At 66.0% G+C, this 20694-nt stretch carries 14 protein-coding genes; 8 read left to right on the forward strand and 6 right to left on the reverse strand.

Annotated features, from left to right (window positions below; genetic code table 11):
• The first annotated feature begins 89 nt into the window (after nucleotides 1-89).
• Complete coding sequence (locus DES45_RS16670; RefSeq protein ID WP_114771147.1) at nucleotides 90-2684, forward strand: peroxidase family protein; 2595 nt, start codon at nucleotides 90-92, stop codon at nucleotides 2682-2684.
• A 12-nt stretch (nucleotides 2685-2696) separates the two neighbouring features.
• Here DES45_RS16670 and DES45_RS16675 read toward each other — a convergent pair whose 3' ends face one another.
• Complete coding sequence (locus DES45_RS16675; RefSeq protein WP_173945648.1) at nucleotides 2697-5165, reverse strand: ATP-binding protein; 2469 nt, start codon at nucleotides 5163-5165, stop codon at nucleotides 2697-2699.
• A gap of 397 nt (nucleotides 5166-5562) precedes the next feature.
• Here DES45_RS16675 and DES45_RS16680 point away from each other — a divergent pair, with 397 nt between their 5' ends.
• Nucleotides 5563-5937, forward strand: coding sequence for a hypothetical protein (locus DES45_RS16680; protein ID WP_114771148.1), 375 nt, complete (start codon nucleotides 5563-5565; stop codon nucleotides 5935-5937).
• A 12-nt stretch (nucleotides 5938-5949) separates the two neighbouring features.
• Here DES45_RS16680 and DES45_RS16685 read toward each other — a convergent pair whose 3' ends face one another.
• Both DES45_RS16685 and DES45_RS16690 read right to left on the reverse strand, forming a co-directional pair.
• Nucleotides 5950-7161 carry an FAD-dependent monooxygenase gene (locus tag DES45_RS16685; RefSeq protein WP_114771149.1) on the reverse strand — a complete coding sequence of 404 codons (1212 nt, stop codon included), beginning with the start codon at nucleotides 7159-7161 and terminating at the stop codon, nucleotides 5950-5952.
• Between the two features lie 254 nt (nucleotides 7162-7415).
• Nucleotides 7416-8858: an aldehyde dehydrogenase family protein gene (locus tag DES45_RS16690; protein ID WP_114771150.1), complete on the reverse strand. Its 1443-nt coding sequence runs from the start codon at nucleotides 8856-8858 to the stop codon at nucleotides 7416-7418.
• Between the two features lie 197 nt (nucleotides 8859-9055).
• Here DES45_RS16690 and DES45_RS16695 point away from each other — a divergent pair, with 197 nt between their 5' ends.
• The 4 genes from DES45_RS16695 to DES45_RS26125 all read left to right on the forward strand — a co-directional run bounded on the left by DES45_RS16695 (nucleotide 9056) and on the right by DES45_RS26125 (nucleotide 13844).
• Nucleotides 9056-10108: a phosphotransferase gene (locus tag DES45_RS16695; RefSeq protein WP_114771151.1), complete on the forward strand. Its 1053-nt coding sequence runs from the start codon at nucleotides 9056-9058 to the stop codon at nucleotides 10106-10108.
• 5 nt (nucleotides 10109-10113) lie between these two features.
• A complete protein-coding gene (locus tag DES45_RS16700) occupies nucleotides 10114-11454 on the forward strand; it encodes an aspartate aminotransferase family protein (RefSeq protein WP_114771152.1) in 1341 nt (446 codons plus the stop codon).
• A 35-nt stretch (nucleotides 11455-11489) separates the two neighbouring features.
• Complete coding sequence (locus DES45_RS16705; protein ID WP_114771153.1) at nucleotides 11490-12536, forward strand: histone deacetylase family protein; 1047 nt, start codon at nucleotides 11490-11492, stop codon at nucleotides 12534-12536.
• A gap of 144 nt (nucleotides 12537-12680) precedes the next feature.
• Nucleotides 12681-13844: a hypothetical protein gene (locus DES45_RS26125; protein ID WP_281024094.1), complete on the forward strand. Its 1164-nt coding sequence runs from the start codon at nucleotides 12681-12683 to the stop codon at nucleotides 13842-13844.
• A 115-nt stretch (nucleotides 13845-13959) separates the two neighbouring features.
• On the opposite strand, the gene DES45_RS16715 is transcribed toward DES45_RS26125, so the two are convergent.
• On the reverse strand, nucleotides 13960-15561 hold the full coding sequence (locus DES45_RS16715; RefSeq protein WP_114771155.1) for a catalase: 1602 nt from the start codon (nucleotides 15559-15561) through the stop codon (nucleotides 13960-13962).
• A gap of 448 nt (nucleotides 15562-16009) precedes the next feature.
• Between DES45_RS16715 and DES45_RS16720 the strand changes: the two genes are divergently transcribed.
• The gene (locus DES45_RS16720; RefSeq protein WP_114771156.1) at nucleotides 16010-17698 is read left to right on the forward strand and encodes a methyl-accepting chemotaxis protein; all 1689 of its coding nucleotides are present in this window, start codon (nucleotides 16010-16012) and stop codon (nucleotides 17696-17698) included.
• 70 nt (nucleotides 17699-17768) lie between these two features.
• On the opposite strand, the gene DES45_RS16725 is transcribed toward DES45_RS16720, so the two are convergent.
• Entirely contained in the window at nucleotides 17769-18896 is a 1128-nt protein-coding gene (locus tag DES45_RS16725) for a site-2 protease family protein (RefSeq protein WP_114771157.1), read from the reverse strand.
• A gap of 2 nt (nucleotides 18897-18898) precedes the next feature.
• Nucleotides 18899-20320, reverse strand: a complete 1422-nt coding sequence (locus tag DES45_RS16730; RefSeq protein WP_245571753.1) for an NAD(P)/FAD-dependent oxidoreductase — start codon at nucleotides 20318-20320, stop codon at nucleotides 18899-18901.
• Nucleotides 20321-20524: 204 nt separating this feature from the next.
• Between DES45_RS16730 and DES45_RS16735 the strand changes: the two genes are divergently transcribed.
• Complete coding sequence (locus DES45_RS16735) at nucleotides 20525-20692, forward strand: YqaE/Pmp3 family membrane protein (RefSeq protein ID WP_114771315.1); 168 nt, start codon at nucleotides 20525-20527, stop codon at nucleotides 20690-20692.
• Nucleotides 20693-20694: the final 2 nt, after the last annotated feature.

The following is a 20694-nucleotide window of genomic DNA, read 5'->3' on the forward strand; positions in this document are numbered from 1 at the left end:
AACCCTTGTCGTGTCTGGGCGGAGCGGCAGATTTTCCTCAGCATGAGCGCGATTTTTGATTCTTTGCTCTCAGGGTGGGGAGAACGAAGATGGCAATGCAGCTTCGCGATTCCGATATCGCTCAGATCTTCAACATGGTTCAGAGCGGCAATATCCGCGATGCCAGCGGCATCGGGAACAACATCGCCAATCCCACGTGGGGAGCCGCGGGCCAGCCGTTCATCCGGCTGACAACGCCAAGCTACAGCGACGGGGTTTCGGGTCTGCCGGTCACGACATTCTCGCCGCGCGAAGTGTCGGATATCGTGTCGAACCAGGACAACGACGGCGACGGCACCGAGGAGAATATTCCGAACGGGTTCGGCGGCAGTGCCTTCCTGACGTTCTTCGGCCAGTATTTCGATCATGGCCTCGATTTAATCGGGAAGGGCGGAGCCTCGATCCCGATCGGTTCATCGACCTTTCTGATGAACGCGACACGTGCCAACCCTATGCCGGGCACGGGCAACGCCGACGGCATTCCCAATTCCGGTGATGAGGTCCCGGCGCAGTACATCAACCCCGTTTCGCCCTATGCGGACCAGAACCAGACCTACGGTTCGAGCGAGGCGGTGACCGACCTTCTGCGCAAATGGGTCCAGGGGCCGAACGGGCCGGTCGAGACCGCATATCTGCTCATGGGCAACACCGACGGATCGGGCCACGCCCTGCTGCCGACGCTGAATCATGTCCGGCAGAACTACCGGATCATGACCGGCGGCGAGCTCACGTCGGACGACATCGCCAATTTCGACGGCACGGGCCACGCCCTGCTGCTCGATTTCATCCCCGCCTTCAAAGGAGGCAATCCGGCGAACGGTCTCGATCTCGACGCGCTCGGGAACTACTACATTGCCGGCGACGGACGCGTGAACGAGAACGTGGTGCTGACCTCGATCCACACAATCTGGGCGCGCAACCACAATTTCTGGGTCGACCACCTTCGAGCCCGTACCGGCAACACCTGGACCGAAGAGCAGTACTTCCAGGCTGCCAAGATCATCAACATCGCCGAGTACCAGAACATCGTCTTCGGCGAGTTCGCCGACGCCATGGCGGGCGGGATCAAGCCGGGCGATCCGGCGCACGGGTTCACCAGCTATGATCCAACCGTGAATGCGGCGATCTCGGCGGAGTTCGCAAACTCGGCGTACCGGTTCGGCCACTCCATGCTCAACGAGACCGTGAGCTTCAAGAACGCCGATGGGTCTTTGGGCAACATGTCCCTGGTTCAGGCCTTTCTCAGCCCGGACAAGGTAAACCAGATCGGCGTCGAGGAACTGCTGCTCGGCGCGACGGGCGTCACGCATCAGGCGATCGATGTCGACATCGTCAACGCCCTGCGCAACCAGCTCGTCGGCCAGCCGCTTGATCTGGCCGCCCTCAACATCTTCCGCGGCCGCGACACCGGCATCGCGCCGTTCAATGCCGTGCGTGCGGAGCTTTTTGCGAAGACCGGCGACGCCAGTCTTCTTCCCTATTCCGGCTGGGCGGATTTCCAGCAGCGCAACGGGCTCTCCAATGCCTTCATCGCACAGCTGCAGCAGGCCTATCCGGAAGGCTTCCAGGCCATGGACCTGTGGGTCGGAGGCCTTGCGGAACGGCCGTCGCGCGGACAGCTCGGATCGACCTTCGGCTACATCTTCATCGAGCAGCTCGATCGCCTGCAGAAGGGCGACCGCTTCTACTACCTGCAGATTCTCGACAACACGCTGTTCTCGGCGGCTTCGAACATCGAGACCTTCTCCGACATCATTGCGCGCAACTCGAACATCAAGGGGCTCGCCGCAAACGTTTTTCTGGCGTCGCCGAACGGATCCACGAGCGGCAGCAAGGGGATCATCGTTCCTCCACCAGACCAGCCGCCGCAGCAGCCTCAGGATCCGGTGACGCCCGATACGCCCACAGGACCGTTCATCGGCACGGCGAAATCGGACAATCTCGTGGGCTCAGCTCATGACGACCTGATGAAGGGCGGGCGAGGCAACGACATCCTGCATGGACTGGACGGAAACGATCGGCTCTACGGCGAGGACGGAAACGACCGACTCGATGGCGGCGCGGGAATCGACCGCATGTGGGGCGGGCGCGGCAACGACGTCTTCGTCGTCGACAATCGTCAGGACCGGACCTACGAGAGCCGGAACCAGGGCACCGACACGGTCAAGTCGTCCGTGTCCTATTCCCTTTCCGGAACGCATGTGGAGCGGCTCTATCTCGACGGATCGGCCAACATCAATGGCACGGGCAACAGTCTCGACAACCGCCTCTACGGCAATGCAGGCAACAACGTGCTGAAGGCGAGCTCGGGCAACGACATCGTCAGGGGCTATGCCGGCAACGACAAACTTTATGGCGGGAGCGGGAACGACAAGCTCTCTGGAGGAGCCGGCGACGATTGGCTTTACGGCGGCCCGGGACAGGATGTGTTCGTGTTCGAGAAGAACAGCGGACGCGACCGCATCAAAGACTTTCAGGTCGGCTTGGACAAGATCGACGTGCGGGCATGGTCGAACGTTCACGATCTAGCGGATCTGAGGATGACCCAGTCCGGCGCCCACGTCGTCATTCATCACGGTGCGGACATGGTGGTGGTCGAGCACGTCCAGCTCGCGGCCCTGAGCCTAAGGGATTTCCTTCTCTGACGGAGGCGGCCGTCAGTCCGAACCGCGTCGGCCCGGAAGCGGGATCACGTTCGAGCCGGCGGGCCTCGGCCGGAGCAATGCGCCGACGGCCGAGGCAAGCTGATCCTGCGTATAGGGCTTCGGGAGCCTCGGAATATCGAGAACCGAGCCTTCCGGCAGATCCGCATAGCCGGTGGCCAGCAGGATCTTCAGGTCGGGCCGGAGCTTCTGCGCCGCCCGCGCGAGGTCGAGCCCCGTCATTCCCGGCATGGCATAATCAGTCAAGAGAAGATCCACGGGCTGTCCCGTTCTCAAAATCTCCAGGGCCGCCGTTCCCGATCCGGCCTCGACTGCCGTGTGCCCGAGATCGTCGATCATGCTCACCGTGCTCATCAGGATGAGCGCATCGTCGTCGACCACCAGGATTGTCGACGGCGCAGCGGCCGGACTTGCGGCCGACACGCCGCTCGGTGCTTCGAGGCCGGCCTCGGTGATGGGCAGCCAGAGCTCCGCCGTCGTGCCTTCGCCGAGCACGCTCGACAGGCGCAGAGCCCCGCCGGACTGAGCGGCGAGGCCGTAGACCATCGACAGGCCGAGCCCGGTGCCCTTGCCGACCCCCTTGGTCGAGAAGAACGGTTCGACGGCGCGCTTGAGCGTGTCCTCGTTCATGCCTGTACCGGTATCCGAAACGCGCAGGCAGAGATATCGACCCGATTGGAGGCCTTCCACCTGGCCGTCCATGACCTGGTTCTCGGTGAGTTGCACGGTCAGCTCCCCGCCCATCGGCATCGCGTCGCGCGCGTTGACGGCCAGATTGAGAAGGGCGAGTTCGAGCTGGTTCGGGTCTACCATCGCAGGGGACAGGCCCGGCGTGAGGTCGTAGCGGATCATCACACGCGGGCCGAGAGACCGTTCGAGCAGATCGCGGATCCCTTCGACGAGCCCGCCGACGTCCACGGCCTTGGCCTGAAGATCCTGCTTGCGTGCAAAGGCAAGGAGGCGCTGTGTGAGCGCGGCCCCGCGCTGAGCGCCTTGCAGGGCACCGTCAAGGTAGCGCTGGGCGCGAGGATCGCCCGTGATTCGCTTGCGCAGCAGGTCGAGGTTGCCGATCACCGCCATCAGGAGATTGTTGAAGTCGTGCGCCACGCCCCCGGTGAGCTGGCCGACGGCCTCGATCTTCTGCATTTGGCGCACCTGTTCCTCGAGCTGGCGTGTCTCGGTGATGCTCATCGACGTGCCGAGGAGCTTCTGGACACGCCCCTGCGCATCCAGGATGGGAATAACGATCACCCGCCGGATGAAAGGTCCGTCCGGGCCTTCGCCGGCAGCCTCGTACTCGACGGGCTCGCGTCGCGTTACGCAGCGCAGGTAGGCGTCCTGAATGGTCTCGCCAAGCTCTCCCGGGAATGCTTCCACAGGGGTGCGGCCGACGATCCTGTCGGGCGGCACGCCCAACACCCGCGTCAGGGCGGGATTGACCTCGTCGAACACGAACGTGCCGTCCTCCCGCACGCGGGACAGCAGCAGACCAGTCGGCGACTGCCGGAACAGGGCCTCGTACCGCGCCTCGCTTTCACGCCAGCGGGCGAAAACGTGCTGTTCGTGACGCGCCCGGCGCATGGCCACGGTGCTGATGCTCAGGAGCGCCAGCATCCCTGCCAAGCCGACGAAGCCGTGGAGAGCGACGTCCTTGTGCCACTGGGACAGGATTGCGTCGACGCTGTGCCCGTAAGTGACATAAACCGGGTAGGACGCCAGCCTGCGGAAACCATAGATCCGCTCGATGCCGTCCACCTGGGAGACGGTACGGTAAAGGCCCTGGTCTCCGGCCCTGATCGCCTGCATGAATGTGCTCGACGGGCTGAGCACCGCGTTCTGGCGAAGAGGGGCCGGACCGCGTGCGAGGACGGCTCCATCGGACCTCAGGATAGCCGTCGAGTCGCGGCTCGATGCCATGAACGGACGGTAGAAGGTGGCGAAATAGTCCGGCTGGAGCGACGTGACGATCACGCCGTCGAACGACCCGTCCGGCGTCGACCGGCGCTTGGCCATGTTGAAGAACATCCGGTCCGGATTTGAGCGACCCGGATAGGGTTGTCCGATGAAGAGACCGGTGTCCTTTTGCCGAAGCGCGACGAAATAGTCGCGGTCCGGAACATAGGAGCTTGCCGGCGCGGGGAAGAATGTGCTGCTGGCGCGCCCGCGCGCCTGGCCGTCGATGATCCAGATCGTGTCGACCTGATCGAGCTTGTCGTCGATCATCCGCAGATCCCGGTGAAGATTCTCGGAGGAGGCGATCTCGGACCAAGTCATCCCGCGGACCCGCTCGTCGACCCTGTCGAGGATCAGGGCCTGCGTCTCCAGGACCCGCGTGGCATGCTCGCTCAGCACCTCCACCGTCCGCCGGATCATCTGCTCGGCTTCCTCGAAGCGCTGGGTATAGCTCTCCCACGCCGCGAAGGCGAAAAGGCCGAGGGGGACCAGGATGGCGGCAGCTATCATCAGCCTCAGCGACCTGAGGGATGGCGGCGTGGGCTGAGGGTGCGAGACGCTGGCGTCGAACAAATCGTGACTCACATACGCGACGGATGGGTGAGGCCGGCTGACACGTGCCGGAGAGAATAGGGCGGCCATCGCAAAGACAAGGGGCATGATGTCGCCGGCGAGCGGTTGAGGCTTCCAGCTTGACTGTTATATGATGCCTTGCGCCTCAGCATGCGATTCCTCCACCCTTGGGCAGCCGGGTTTGTGCGCCGATCGGCGGACGGGAGGATTCCGCCACAGCGCCGCCTTGAAGGCGCGCTGTCATGGCGCTGGACGTCCGGGAGCGGACGTTCCGCTCACCACGCTTTCGTCGCCATTCATCGGGAATGGCGCGTTTTCTCAAGGGGACCGCACCATGGGCGACGACAGGTTGCTGCGCAAAGAGATTCGGCTCCCGCTGGACATCGCGCGCACCCGGATCCGCCGCCATACGGGCCTCTATCCCGACGAGGATCTGACGCGCGACGTCCTGAGCGTCTGCGACGAGGTGCTGACCTTCGTGGCCATGACGCCCACCCTGCGTGACGCGAGAGAGGCCGTGGAGGCCTGCTGCATACGGCTCTCGCAGGTTTCGGACCGCTTTTCGGAGCGCAATCTTGCGGCGATCTCGAAAGCGCGCGCTCAGGCGGTTGCGGCCATCGACAGACTGCAGGACGTGCTTCTGGAACGCCGCCGGTTCGAATGCAGGCCCCGCGTCGAATCCGTCGTCCTGCGGCAGCGAAGCCGCTGAACCCCGCTGGTTTCACGAATGGAGGAGGCGGCGCGGCAATCCGGACACCTGTTCCACGCCCATGGCGGCCCAGCGATACAGCATCCGGACCAGCGGGATGCGTTTGGCCCGGTGAAGCGCGTAGTAGAGCCGCGGCGGCACGTGGGGGATGAGGCGCGAGCGACGGTCGAGCAGCAGGGCGAAGAGCTGCGGACCATCGAGCGTGGCGTAGCGGGCGATGTTTTCGAACCATGCCGCGCTGAGGCGCGCCTCGCGCTGCGGCCTGAGCATGGCGAACTGTCGCTCGCTCTCGTAGGCCGCGAGCGCCGCCGGGATGCTCTTGGTCCTGTGGAGGCTGTCCGCGAGAGCGATGGCGTCCTGCATCGCCAAGCGCGTACCGGAGCCGATCGAGAAGTGAGCGGTGTGCGCGGCGTCTCCCAGGAGCACCACGTTCCCCGCGTGCCATTTGCGGTTCGTCAGGTTGCGGAAGTTGAGCCAGGGCAGCGGTTCTTCCGTGCCGGACTGGCTGAGCAGGCGGTGGCCGCCAAGGTAGTCCGCGAACAGGTGCTCCAGAGCACGGAGGCTCTCGTCTCCCGGCATCCTGTCGAAGCCCAATCCCTGCCAGGTCTGTGGCGAGCATTCAACGATGAATGTGCTCATGGTGGGGCTGTATCCGTAGGCGTGGAACCAGATCCAGCCGGCCTCTGTCGGCACGAGCCCGAACGTGAAGGCCTCGAAGACGCGGGACGTCCCGAGCCACACGTACTTGTTCCGGCCCGGCTCGATGTGCGGTTCGAATGTATCCTCGTGCAGGCGCCGCAGATGGCTTCCGACGCCGTCCGCTGCGACGACGACGTCCGCATCCGGCACTTGAGACGGGCCGGTGATCTCGTGCTCGTAGCGGATTGCGACGCCGAGATCCGTCGCGCGCCGGCGCAGGATGTCGAGCAATGTCTGGCGGCCGATGCCGTAGCCGGTCCCGCCGCCGCGAGCGGGGCTTCCGCCCTTCACCTCGACCACCTGGTCGATCCAGCAGAACGATGCGTCGAGGATCGTGTTCGCCGACACCGGATCATTGGCGCGCAGATCCGCAACGAGATCGTCCCAGAACACGACGCCCCAGCCATGCGTCACGCCGGCCGGATTGCGCTCGAAGATCGTGATCTCGGTGCCCGGGTCCCGCAGCTTCATCAGGATCGAGAAGTAAAGTCCCGCCGGTCCGGCTCCGATGCATGCGATCTTCATGGCCACGTCCGATCCCTCCGTCCGGCACGATGCTCTCGAGACGAGTGCGTTACCGTGCATGGGCTCAGCCGCTCAGGGTTCTTGCCCAGGATCACCCGAGTGGAGGCGACGTTAGGGCATGCGGCCCAAAGGAAGGTATGGGAAGTCGAAACGGTTTTGCATGCTCCCAAATGGGTAGCGAATGGGACTTATGGAGGTTTGCGGAAAACTGCCGCAGCCGGCCTCCGAAGAAGCCGACTGCGGCGCGTTCCCGGTCAGGCCGCCTTTCCGGCGTTCAGGTACCCGAACATGGACTTGACCTCGAGATAGTCCTCGAAGCCGTAGCGACCCCATTCGCGGCCGTTGCCGGACTGCTTGTAGCCGCCGAACGGCGCCGCGTTGTCGCCGCGCGAGCCATTGATGTGCACCATGCCGGCGCGGATCTGCCGGGCGATCCGGCGAGCCCGCTCCGGGTCGCCCGAGGTGACGTAGCTCGACAGGCCGTAGACCGTATCGTTGGCGATCGCGATCGCCTCCTCCTCCGAGCCGTACGGCAGGATCGACAGCACCGGCCCGAAGATCTCCTCGCGGGCGATGCGCATGTCGTTCGTCACGTCCGCGAACACCGTCGGGCGCACGTAGAAGCCGCGATTCAGGCCCTCGGGCCGGCCAAGGCCGCCGGTCACGAGGGTGGCGCCTTCCTTGATTCCGGCTGTGATCAGGTCCTGGATGCGGTTGAACTGCACCTCGCTCACCACGGGCCCGATGGTGGTATCGGCCGAGCGCGGATCGCCCACGACGGTGGCTTCGGCGATGCGGCGGGCAATCGCCGCCACCTCCTCCTGCCGATTGCGCGGCACGAGCAGGCGGGTGGGAGCATTGCACGATTGGCCGCTGTTGTTGAAGCAGCCCCGGGCTCCGTGGGTGATCGCCGCCTCGAGATCCGCGTCGTCCAGGATGATGTTGGGCGACTTGCCGCCGAGTTCCTGGTGCACCCGCTTGACCGTGTCGGCGGCCGCCTTGGCGACCAGGATTCCGGCGCGGGTCGAGCCGGTGAACGACACCATGTCGATGTCCGGATGGCGGGAGATGGCCTCTCCGACCGTCGGGCCGTCGCCGTTGACGAGGTTGTAGACGCCCGCGGGCACGCCGGCCTCGTGCATGATCTCGGTAAAGACGAGGGCTGAGATCGGCGAAATCTCGCTGGGCTTCAGCACCATGGTGCAGCCCGCGGCGAGTGCCGGACCGACCTTGCAGGCGATCTGATTCAGGGGCCAGTTCCAGGGGGTGATGAGGCCTACGACGCCGATCGGCTCGCGCACCACGAGGGTGTTGTTGATCGCCCCCTCGAACTCGTAGGTCTTGAGCACCTCCACCACCCGGGTGAGATGACCGAGACCCGCGGCGGCCTGGGCCTGCTTGGCCAGGGTCATGGGGGCGCCCATCTCCTGCGAGATCGCCTCTGCAAGGTCGTCGTGGCGCTTGCGGTAGACCTCGATCACGGCGTTGAGGAGATCGAGCCGTTCCTGGCGGGTCGCGCGGGAATAGGATGGGAAGGCGCGCTTGGCGGCGGCCACCGCATTGTCCGCATCGGACTTGGTTCCCAGCGCGATGCGGGCAAAGGGCTCCTCCGTGGCTGGGTTGATGACGTCGAGGGTCTGGCGGCCCTCAGGCGTCACCCACTTGCCGTCGATATAGAAAGACAGATGCTCGTTCATGATCTGGCGTGATCCTCCGGGCGCGCCGCACCAGCGCGCGTACCGTTTCTGGTTAGCTCATCCCGCGGAGTTGCGGAACCCGCAGGACTGGAAGATAGGGCCGGCTCCCGGTCTCGGCGACAGCGATGCGACCAAGGGGGCGGACAGCGCAGGATCGATCGGCTAGGGTGAGGCGAACAACGACGCTCCTCAGGCCGATGACACTGCAACAGGATATCAATGTTTCGCTCGCCACTGCCGTGCCGGACCTCTCCGCGCAGGAGGCCGAGCAAATTGCCGCCGATCTCTATGGCCTCGATGCGGTCGCGAGCGAGCTCAAGGGTGAACGGGACCGGAATTTTCACCTCCGAACACAAGATGAGCGACATTACGTCCTGAAGGTGAGCAACCCGGCCGAAGACGTGCAGGTCACCCATTTTCAGACCCAGGCACTGCTGCACGTCGAAGACCGCGACGGAACGCTTCCGGTGCCGCGCGTGATCAGGACCCGCGAGGGCAGGGCGGAGGCGCTGCTGGCACGATCCGGCGCGGAGCCCCGCATCGTGCGCATCCTCACCTATCTTCAGGGAGAGCCGCTTCACCGCGCGCCGCACAGCAGCGCGCAGCGGCGCAATCTCGGCGCATGCCTGGCGCGGCTGGACCTTGCCCTTCAGGGCTTCACGCATCCGGGCTCAGGCCATGAGCTGATGTGGGACCTCCAGCACGCCAGCCGTGCGCGCGGCCTGCTCGTGCATATCGCCGACGAGGCGCGGCGCGCGCTGGCGACCCGCTTTCTCGACGCCTTCGAGAGCCACGCCCTGCCGCTGATGCCGGGCCTGCGCGCGCAGATCATCCACAACGACCTGAACCCGCACAACGTGCTGGTCTTTCCGGATGCGCCGGACGAGATTTCGGGCATCATCGATTTCGGCGACGCGGTCCACGCGCCGCTCGTCTGCGATCTCGCGGTCGCGGCCGCCTACCAGATGACCGAGGTTGGCCATCCTCTCGAAGGGCCGGGCCACATGGTCTCCGGGTTCCATGCCGTGCTCCCGCTGGAGCCTGAGGAGATCGACATCCTGTTCGACCTCATCGCGACCCGCATGGTCTTGACCGTAGCGATCAGCAACTGGCGCGCCTCGCGCTATCCCGAGAACCGGGACTACATCCTGCGCAATGCCCCGAGGGCCTGGGCCGGCCTCGAAAGTCTTGCGCAGCTCTCGCGGGACGAAGCCCAAACCTATCTGCGCCAAGCCTGCCAAGGAGCGTGACGGTTATGTCCATGATCAACGCCTACAGCGCGGCCAGTGAATCAGACCTCGCCCAATGCGAACGGGACATGATCGCACGGCGCCAGCACCTGCTCGGGCCGGCCTATCGCCTGTTCTATGCCAACCCGGTTCATGTGGTGCGGGGGGAGGGCGTCTGGCTCTACGACCCGGAGGGGCAGGCCTATCTCGACATGTACAACAACGTCGCGTCGGTCGGGCATTGCCATCCGCACGTGACGGCGGCCCTGTCCCGGCAGGCCGGGACTCTCAACACCCACACGCGCTACCTGCACGAGACGATCCTCGATTATGCCGAGAGGCTCCTCGGGCATTTCCCGTCCGAGCTCGCGCATGTGATGTTCACCTGCACCGGAAGCGAGGCGAACGATCTCGCTCTCCGGGTCGCGAAGGCTCATACGGGGGGGACGGGCGTGATCGTCACACAGCTCGCCTATCACGGCACCACGACCGTCACGGCGGAGCTGTCGCCCTCGCTGGGACGGGGAATGCAGCTCGGCACGCACGTCCGCACCGTGCCAGCGCCGGATGGGTATCGCGGCGACGCCCGGGATGTGGGCGAGGCTTTCGCGGCACATGTGCGCGCGGCGATCGACGACATGACGGCGAACGGGATCAGGCCCGCGGCGCTCCTCGTCGACACGATCTTTTCGAGCGACGGCGTCTATGCCGATCCGGCGGGTTTCCTTGCTCCGGCCGTCGCAGCCATCCGCCAGGCCGGCGGCCTCTTCATCGCCGACGAGGTGCAGCCGGGCTTCGGCCGCACGGGGGATGCAATGTGGGGGTTCGCCCGCCATGGCCTCGTGCCGGACATCGTCACCCTCGGCAAGCCGATGGGCAACGGCCATCCCGTCGCCGGAATGGTGGCGCGGCCCGAGGTGCTGGCCGAGTTCGGGCAGCGCACACGCTACTTCAACACCTTCGCGGGCAACCCGGTCTCGGCCGCTGTCGGCATGGCCGTGCTGGAGGTGATCGAAGGCGAAGGACTCGTGGAGAATGCGCGGCGCGTCGGCGACCATCTTCGCACGGGACTGCGTGCGCTGGCGCAGCGCCATTCGGTCATCGGCGATGTCCGTGGTGCGGGTCTCTTCATCGGCGTCGAGCTCGTGCGGGATCCGCTCACGAAGGAGCCCGCGACGGAGGAGACGGCGCGCCTCGTGAACGATCTGCGCGAACGGCGGATCCTCATCAGCGCGACGGGACCCGACGCCAACATCCTGAAGATCCGTCCTCCCTTGGCATTCTCGCGGGAGAACGCCGATCTGTTCCTGTCCGTCATGGACGACCTGCTCACCCGCGCGGCCTCCGCGCGGCCTCTTCATCAATAACGTCCCTCGATACTACTGACCGGGAGCCATCTCCGATGCGCGCATTCTTCCACGCCGACCAGCATCTGCACGATCCGCAGCAGTTCATGCGCGTCGGCAGGATCGTCGATCCGCAGGACCGCCCGGCGCGTGTGGATGCACTGCTCGCGGCACTGTCGTCCCGCGGCCTGACGCCCGAGGAGCCAGCCGATTATGGCATGGCGCCCGCGCTGACCGTTCACACAAAGCCGTACCTCGATTTCCTCGCCGGGGCCTATGAGCGATGGCAGCGCATTCCCGGCGCCGGCATCGAGGTTCTGCCCAATGTCTCGCCCTACTGGAGCGGTCGCCCCGACTGGGATCACCGTCCGTCTTGCCCATCGCAATCGGTCGTCGCGCAGGCCGGCTACTATCTCGGCGGCCTCTCGGTTCCGCTCGGGCCGCAGACATGGCTCTCATCCCTGAAGTCCACCCACACCGCCATGGCGGCCGCCGAGGCGATCCTGAGCGGGGCAGGGGAAGCCTATGCGCTGTGCCGTCCTTCCGGCCATCACGCCCGCGCCGACCAGGCGAACGGCTTCTGCTATCTCAACAACACCGCCATCGCGGCGCAGCACCTGCGCACGCGCTTCGCCCGCGTGGCCGTGCTCGACGTGGATGCTCACCACGGCGACGGCACGCAGGAGATCTTCTATCGCCGCCCCGACGTTCTCACCGTCTCGGTGCATGTGGACCCGAACGAATACTACCCGTTCTTCACCGGATATGCGCATGAACGCGGATACGGGGAAGGAGAGGGATACAACCTCAACATTCCGCTCGCGCCGAAATCGCAGGACGCGGTCATGTTCGCAGCCGTCGAGCGCGGCCTGCGGGAAGTCCAGGCTTTCGGCGCGGAGGTCCTTGTGGTGGCGCTGGGCTACGACAGCCACCGCGCGGATCCCATCGGTCTACTCGACGTGACGACACCTGCCTTTCGCGAAATCGGCAGGCTCATCCGCTCCGCGGGATTGCCGACGCTGGTCGTGCAGGAGGGTGGCTACCAGATCTCCGTCATCGGCGACTGCCTGAGCGCATTCCTCGGCGGGATGCTCGAAGGTTGATCCCTGTCGCCGTGAAAGGCGTGGCAAACGCGCCTTTCGGACATCGTCCGGATCCTTCGTGGTAGCTCCGTCCTTCTAGCCTTCTGAGTTAATTGACGCCCTCGCACGGGGGAGAGACGCTGATGCGGAGCTTGTGCGAGGGGCATGATGATGAAGCGCCTTCTGGTGGGATCCGTGGTCGCGTTGGGGTTCACGCCCGCCTACGCCGACATCATCGTCGACCAGGCTATGATCACGGGTGGCGAGCTGCGCGTCATCGGGCGCCTGAGCCGCCCACGGCAGACCACCATCACTCTCGATCAGACCCATCAGGTGCGAAGCGATGCCAATGGCCGCTTTGCCTTCCGCCTCGCCTACCACCCTGACGACTGCATCGTCGCGCTTCAGGCGGACGACGAGCAGCGCGAGGCGGTGGTCGGCTTCTGCGGCCAGCGTGGCCCGGAGGCGCGCAGCGACACGGCCGCCGTGCAGCCGGCACCCGTCGAGGGGCCTGCCGGGCCGACGGGTCCTCCTGGGCCAAAGGGCGATCCGGGTCCCCAGGGGCCCGGTGGCCCACCTGGTCCCGCAGGGCCTACCGGCCCGGAAGGTCCGCAGGGGCAGGCCGGCCCACCCGGCCCGCAGGGGCCCGAAGGCCCTCCTGGACCGCAGGGTGTCGCCGGCCGCGACGGTACGCCGGGTCCTCAGGGGCCTGCAGGGCCGCCCGGTCCTCCCGGTCCTCCCGGCCCGCCCGGACCCGCCGGCGAGGCGGGCCTGGGGGTTGCCGGTGGTCAGCCGGGACCTGCCGGCCCGCCCGGCCCGAAGGGAGATACGGGGCCGGAAGGCCCGCCCGGGCCTCCTGGTCCGCAGGGGCCGCAGGGAATTGCCGGACATCAAGGCCCGCAGGGGCCGCAAGGCGCCCCGGGGCCGCGCGGCGAAGCCGGGCTTGCCGGGCCTCCCGGGCCGGCCGGTCCGGCCGGCCCGGCGGGAGCTGACGGTCAGGCCGGCATGGCAGGATCCATGGGGCCTCCGGGTCCCCCGGGACCGCCCGGGCCCGTCGGCGAAGCAGGCCCAGCCGGTCCGCCCGGTCCACCGGGTGCGGCAGGGCCGGAAGGACGGCCCGGACCTGCCGGAACGATCCTGCGGGTTCTGGTGCAGCGCTGCGAGGCGCAAGGACGATGTGTCGCCCGCTGCGAGGACGACGAGTATCCGGTGAACGGCACGTGCGCCCGCGGCGACCGTCTCGATATGGATGAGGTCGGGATCTACTGCTTCTCGACCAGCGACAATGCGAGCGGGATGTTCGCACGCGCGATCTGCGCGAAGAAATAGCGGGATCGACGGTCCTGCGACGGCCCTGGGGCTGGGTTATGCGTGACAGAGGCCGAGCAGCAAAACGAGCCGGGGCGAGCCCGGCTCGTTTCGTTTCACCTTCAGGCGTCAGGCTCTACTCGGCAGCTTCGGTGCGCCGTGCGGGCTCCTCGCGCTTGCCGCTGGTATAGGTGCTGCCGGGCCGGTTCTCACCGGGAGCAGGCTTGCCTTCGAGAGGGGGCAGAGCGAGCGCCTTCTTCAGGTCGATCCCCGCACCTTCAGCGACGCGGCGGCCGTAATCCTCATCGCAGTGCCAGAAGTGCCAGACCATGCGGAGCGCGATGTGCTCCGGGCAGTCCTTCATGTCGGCCACGAGGTTGTTGATCAGGTCGTCTCGCTCCCAATCCTCGAAGGTGCGGTAGCGGTCGCCGGCCTGCCTGTAGTCGTCGGCCGTGCGGGTGGTCTGGTAGCGGCCGAGATGGCCCTCGACCCACTGGTGGTACTGCTTGGCGGGCTTCGGCGCCTCGACGAGGCCGCCCATCGAGCTCGGCTCGTAGTTCACGTGCTTGCTCTGGTCCTGGGCGCGGTCGACATAGTAGGCCATCTGCCCATCGCGCTGGTTGGTGTATGCGCGGGCCTGCTCCTGCGGTGCGTTGACGGGGAGCTGCAAGTAGTTGGGGCCGACGCGGTAGCGCTGCGTGTCGGAGTAGGACAGGGTGCGGCCCTGCAGCATCTTGTCATCCGAGAAGTCGATGCCGTCGATGAGCACGCCGGTGCCGAAGGCCGATTGCTCCGTCTCCGCGAAGAAGTTGTCCGGGTTGCGGTCGAGAACCAGGCGCCCGACCGGAAGGAGCGGGAACTGGTCTTCCGGCCAGCGCTTCGTGTCGTCGAGCGGATCGAAGTCGAGTTCCGGGTGGTCGTCGTCCGACATGATCTGCACGCACATCTCCCACTCGGGATAATCGCCGCGCTCGATCGCGTCGTAGAGATCGCGGGTCGCATGACCGACGTCCCGGCCCTGGATCTCGGCCGCCTGCTCGCTGGTGAGGTTCTTCACGCCCAGCTTCGGCTCGAAGGAGAACTTCACCAGCACCGCCTCGCCCTGATCGTTGACGAGCTTGTAGGTGTTCACGCTGGAGCCCTGCATGTGCCGGTAATCGGCCGGGATGCCCCAGGGGCTCTTCACCCAGGTCACCATGTGCAGCGATTCCGGGTGGTGCATCACGAAGTCGTAGAAGCGCCAAGCCTCCTGCCGGTTCGAGACCGGGTCTGGCTTGAAGGCGTGGATCATGTCCGGGAACTTGATCGCGTCGCGGATGAAGAAGACCTTCAGGTTGTTGCCGACGAGATCCCAATTGCCGTCCACCGTCTTGAACTTGATGGCGAAGCCGCGCGGATCGCGGGCAGTTTCGGGCGAGTCCTTCGAGCCGATCACCGTGGAGAAGCGCAGGAAAACGGGCGTGCGCACGCCCGTCTGCGTCAGCACCTTGGCGCGGGTGTACTTGGAGGCCGGCTCGTCACCGATCTTGCCATAGGCCTCGAAATAGCCGTGGGCGCCGGTGCCGCGCGCGTGCACCACGCGCTCCGGGATGCGCTCGCGGTCGAAATGCGTGATCTTCTCGATGAACTGGTAGTTCTCGAGTGTCGCCGGTCCGCGCTCGCCGACGCTGCGAAGGCTCTGGTTGTCGGAGACCGGATGGCCTTGCCGGGTGGTGAGAGTCGGGCGCTTGTCCGCCATGATTGTCCCCTGACGTTCTGGATTGTGGCTATGTGCATGTCCCCGATCCTCGGCTGGGAGCAGACCAGGGCTGACCCGTCAACGCCGTGGAACGGTGCTCGTTTCAGCTTCGCCGTCACAAACCGGCGGACTGCCAGCAGAGCATGTTTGCCGCGCATGGCTGGAGGCAGGATATCGGGCGTGATTGGTACGATATAACTAATGCTCTCGTAGTTAGAGACCTGTCCTCCCATCAGCTGCGCGACGATCCCTCGGCGTGCGGTCTGTCATACAGTGTCATTCGGAATGCGTGAGATGCAGCAGCAAAAACCATGCACGTGACGCGTGTCTTTTCACAATTCGGGTAAGGCCTCATTAAGCCCTGAACAGCATAGTGCCGCGTCCCTGAATATATTCGTGTCCTCCGCACGATCATGACCCAGCCCTGCGACGGGCGAGAAGAAGAACAATGCTGTCTCTGCGAAAACTCTCCATCAAGGCAAAGCTGATCGGCGCCTTCTCGGCGCTGATGATCCTCACCGTGGCGACCGGCCTTCTCGGGCTCAACGGCCTACGCACGATGAACAACCTCCTCGTCGACATCAACGGGGATGCGCTGCCCGGCGTGCGGTGGTCCAGCGCCCTGAACACCCTGGCGTCCGATCTTCGGGGCTCGCTGCTGCGCAACGTGCTCGCGACTGACGAGGACGTGGTGATCGAGACTGAGGGTACCATCCAGACCCGTCTGAAGGATCTCAAGGAGGCGCGCACGGCCTACGAGGCTTTGATCTCGACGGATGAGGAGCGGGTGCTCTACGACGAGTTCAGCAAGTCCTGGGCCATCTATGAGCGCGAAGCGAACGTTGTGCTCGACCACTCGCGGCGCAGCGAGACCTCGCAGGCTCGCGACCACTTCAACAGCACGGCCTTCCAACCGCTGCAGAAGGCGCAGCAGGTGCTCGGGATGCTGGTCGACCTCAACCAGCAGAAGGCGGACGAGGCAGCCGCCAAGGCACAGGCGGAATACCAGCAGACCCAGATCTTCGTCGTCGCGGCGCTGGGCGCCGCGGCGCTGTTCGTTGCGATGCTCGCCTTCCTGATCATCCGCTCCGTATCCGGCGGCATCGCGTCGGTCGTGGCGCCGATGCGGGCTCTCGCGGCTGGCGACCTCGCGGCCCATGTGCCGCACCGCGGCGAGCGAAACGAGATCGGCGCCATTGCGGACGCGGTCCAGGTGTTCAAGGAGGCGCTCATCGCCAAGCGCGACGCCGACGAAGCCGCAGCTCTCGAGGCCGACGCCAAGATGCGTCGCGCACAGGTTCTCGACGAACTCACCAAGCGCTTCGAGGCCAACGTCTCGGCGCTAACCCAGGGCTTGTCCTCCGCGGCCACCGAGATGGAGGCTACCGCACAGGGGATGACGGCGATCGCGGATCAGACCACGCGTCAATCCGTCAACGTCGCATCCGCGGCCGAGCAGACCTCCTCCAACGTGCAGACGGTCGCGGCCGCCACCGAGGAGTTGTCGATCTCCATCCGCGAGATCGCCACCCAGGTGATGCAGTCGTCGCAGGTCGCCGACCGCGCCGTGCAGGGTGCGCAACGCACGAATCTCACCGTTCAGACGCTCGCCGAGACCGCCGAGAAGATCGGCAACGTCGTCCAGCTCATCAACAACATCGCCGGGCAGACCAACCTTCTGGCGCTCAACGCCACCATCGAGGCGGCGCGGGCCGGTGAAGCCGGTCGCGGCTTCGCGGTCGTGGCGTCGGAGGTGAAGGAGCTTGCGAGCCAGACCTCGAGGGCTACGGACGAGATCTCGGCCCAGATCGCCGGCGTGCAGCAGGCGACCCAGGAGGTCGTCGGGGCGATCCACGAGATCGCGCAGACCATCTCCGAGATGTCGCAGATCTCCACCACCATCGCGGCCGCGATGGAAGAGCAGGGGGCGGCCACGCAGGAGATCTCGCGCAACGTGCAGGAAGCCGCCCGCGGCACGGAAGCGGTGACGGGCAACATCGGCGTGGTTCGCCAGGGTGCCGGCGAGACGGGCAGTGCGGCCGGCCAAGTGCTTGGCGCGGCGCAGGAGCTCGCCCGCCATTCCGAGGATCTCGGCCAGGAGGTCGCGAATTTCCTCGCTGGGGTCAAAGCGGCCTGACGGGCGCATACCGATCGATGAAGACACCGAGCCCGGCTGCCCAAGCCGGGCTCTTTCCGTTCGGGGCCGACTACTCCATCCGATCCGTCTGCGACGCTCGCTGCCACGGCATCGGTTTCGGGCGGGGAGGGCTTGCGGCCAGCACCATCATCATCTCGCCGACGTTCTCGGGCGTGATCAGGCCGACGAGGCGGGAGGCGCCGTCGGTGACGCCGATCGCCGGGACCTGGCTTTCCTGCATCAGCTGCAGCGCCTTCTCCAGCGGCTGGCGCTGATGGATGACGGGGATGTCGCCGCGCATCACCGCCATGACCGACGTGGTAGGGCCCTGGTCGCGCAGGGCGCGGATCATGTCGTCGCGGGTCAGCACGCCCCGCAGGATTCCGGCCCCGTCCACGATCGGGAAATCGTGCTGGGTCGTGTGGATCAGGCATTGCACCGCATCCTCGACCGTGCTGCCCGGCCGCAGGCTCTCGAACCGCGTGATCATCGCGTCCGCGGCCAGCATGCCGCGGGAGGCTTGGCGCATCTGGACCGCGTGAGCCTCGCCGGCCGCGCCGAGATAGACGAAGATCGCGATGAAGACGAGAACCGGGTTGCCCATGAGGCCGAGGAGGCCCAGGCCGAAGGCAAGGACCTGGCCGACCGTTGCGGCGATCTGCGTGCCGCGCTGGTAGCCGTAGCGCGAGGCGAGGAGGGCGCGCAGCACCCGGCCGCCATCCATGGGGAAGGCCGGGATCATGTTGAACACCACCAGGAACACGTTCACCGTCGCAAGGCGCGCCAGCATGCTGGTTCCGGGGTTCTGCACATCCACACTCTCGGGAGGCAGGAAGCCGCCGAGCGCGACGAGTAAAATGGCGGCGATCACCACGTTCACGGCGGGGCCCGCCAGGGCGATGATCAACTCCTGCGAAGGCTCCTCGGGGATCCGCTCGAGCCTTGCGACGCCACCGATCGGCAGGAGCGTGATGTCCGGCGTCTGCACGCCGTAGCGCCTGGCGGCGAAGACATGGCCGAACTCGTGCAGCAGCACACACAGGAACAGCAGGATGACGAAGATGGTGCCCTCAAGGGCGGCGTCGCGCCCGCCGCCGGCATAGTGCGACACGGCAATCCAGACGAGAAAGAGAAGAAACGTGAAGTGAATGCGGACGACCGTGCCCTTCACCGTTCCGACGGGGATCGACCACCCCATGCTCAAACCTCGCCCTGCTCACCGTGTCGGGAACGTTCGGCTGGCCGGAATGGATCCGGGACCGAACCTTGACCCTGATGGCCTTTAGCACGATCCCGCCGGCCGCCGACTTGAGATGCCCTAAAGGCGACGCTGGTTTTCGTGGGCCCCGGGCAGCGCCTGAACGTATCCTCGTCGATGATCCGGGAACCGTATTGGTGGGTCAGGTAGGACCACAGCCAGCGCAAGCTCACCAAGAGGCGGTTCTGGAAGCCGACCAGCAGGTAAACATGCGCGATGCCCCAGACGAGCCAGGCCGCAAAGCCCTTCAGCTTGAACGTCTCCCAATGGACCACCGCTTCGTTGCGGCCGATCACCGCCAGGTTTCCGCGGCTGCGGAACCGGAACGGCGCTGGGGCTTCGCCGCGCAGGATGCGCGCTTTCAGCGCCTTCCCCAGGTAGATGCCCTCCTGGTGCGCGACCTGTGCGAGGCCTGGCAGCGGCCGGCCTTTCTCGTCATGTGCGAGAGCGAGGTCTCCGAGCACGTAGACGCCGTCGAGGCCCGGCACGGACAGGTCGGGGCCGACGCGGACGCGCCCGGCCCTGTCGGTGCCGACGCCCAGCATGGCACCGACGGGAGATGCCGCCACTCCTGCGGCCCAGATCACCGTTGCGGTTGCAATGCGCTCGCCGCCAAGGGTGATGCCGTTCTCGTCGATAGCCTCGACCGGCCGCCCCGTCAGGATCGTGACCCCCAGGTGTTGCAGGGCCCGCTCCGCATAGGCCGAGAGATCTTCCGGAAAGGGGCCCAGGATGCGCGGCGCCGCCTCGATCAGGAGAATGCGGGCGGCTGCCGGGTCGATGGTGCGGAAGTCCCGCGCCAGCGACTGCCGCGCAAGGCCCGCGATCGCGCCGGCCATCTCGACCCCGGTCGGACCGCCGCCGATCACCGCAAAGGTCATCAGGCGCTCGCGCTCGGCGGGATCCGGCTCCCTCTCGGCGCGCTCGAACGCCAGCAGCACCTTGGCGCGGATCTGGCGCGCATCCTCCAAGGTCTTCAGGCCGGGCGCGAAGGGCTCCCATTCCGGATGCCCGAAATAGCTGTGGGTCGCGCCGGTCGCGAGCACGAGCGTGTCATAGGGCAGGATGTCGCCATCGATCCTGACCTCCCGCCGCTGCGGATCAATCCCGTCGAGCTCGCCGAGCAGGACGTGGACATTCGGGTGCCTCTTCATGATGCGCCGAACCGGCTCCGCGATCTCACCCGGGGTCAGCACCGCGGTCGCGACCTGATAGAGGAGCGGTTGGAAGAGGTGGTAGTTGCGGCGGTCCACCAGGGTGACGCGAAACGGCGTGCTGCCTAGCGTTTGGGCAAGCGAAAGCCCGGCGAAGCCCGCCCCGATAACGACAACGTGATGCCCATCGCTCGGGGAAGGCTCAGGCACGTCTCTCCGCCGGCGCGAAGGCAGCATGGTCCGCCAGAAGGAGCCTTCGTTCCCCATTCCCATCGAATCCCCCGGTCCTGAGGTTCGTCTTCCCGTGTGAACCCCTCAGACGCTGAACCGTTCAGCGCGGATGACGTCTTCGAGCTGGAACAGGCCGGACCTCCTGGCGTTCCCGCTCAGGTCAATACAACGGTCGAGCCACTCATGAGCAACCTGATCCGCATCCTGCTGGCGATCCTGCTGCCGCCCGTCGGCGTCTTCCTCACGGTCGGATTCGGCGGACAATTCTGGCTCAACATCCTGCTGACGATCTTCGGCTACATTCCAGGCATCGTCCACGCCGTCTGGATCATCGCGCGGCGCACGCGCTGAGA

This window comes from Microvirga subterranea, assembly GCF_003350535.1.
Classification (GTDB): Bacteria; Pseudomonadota; Alphaproteobacteria; order Rhizobiales; family Beijerinckiaceae; genus Microvirga; species Microvirga subterranea.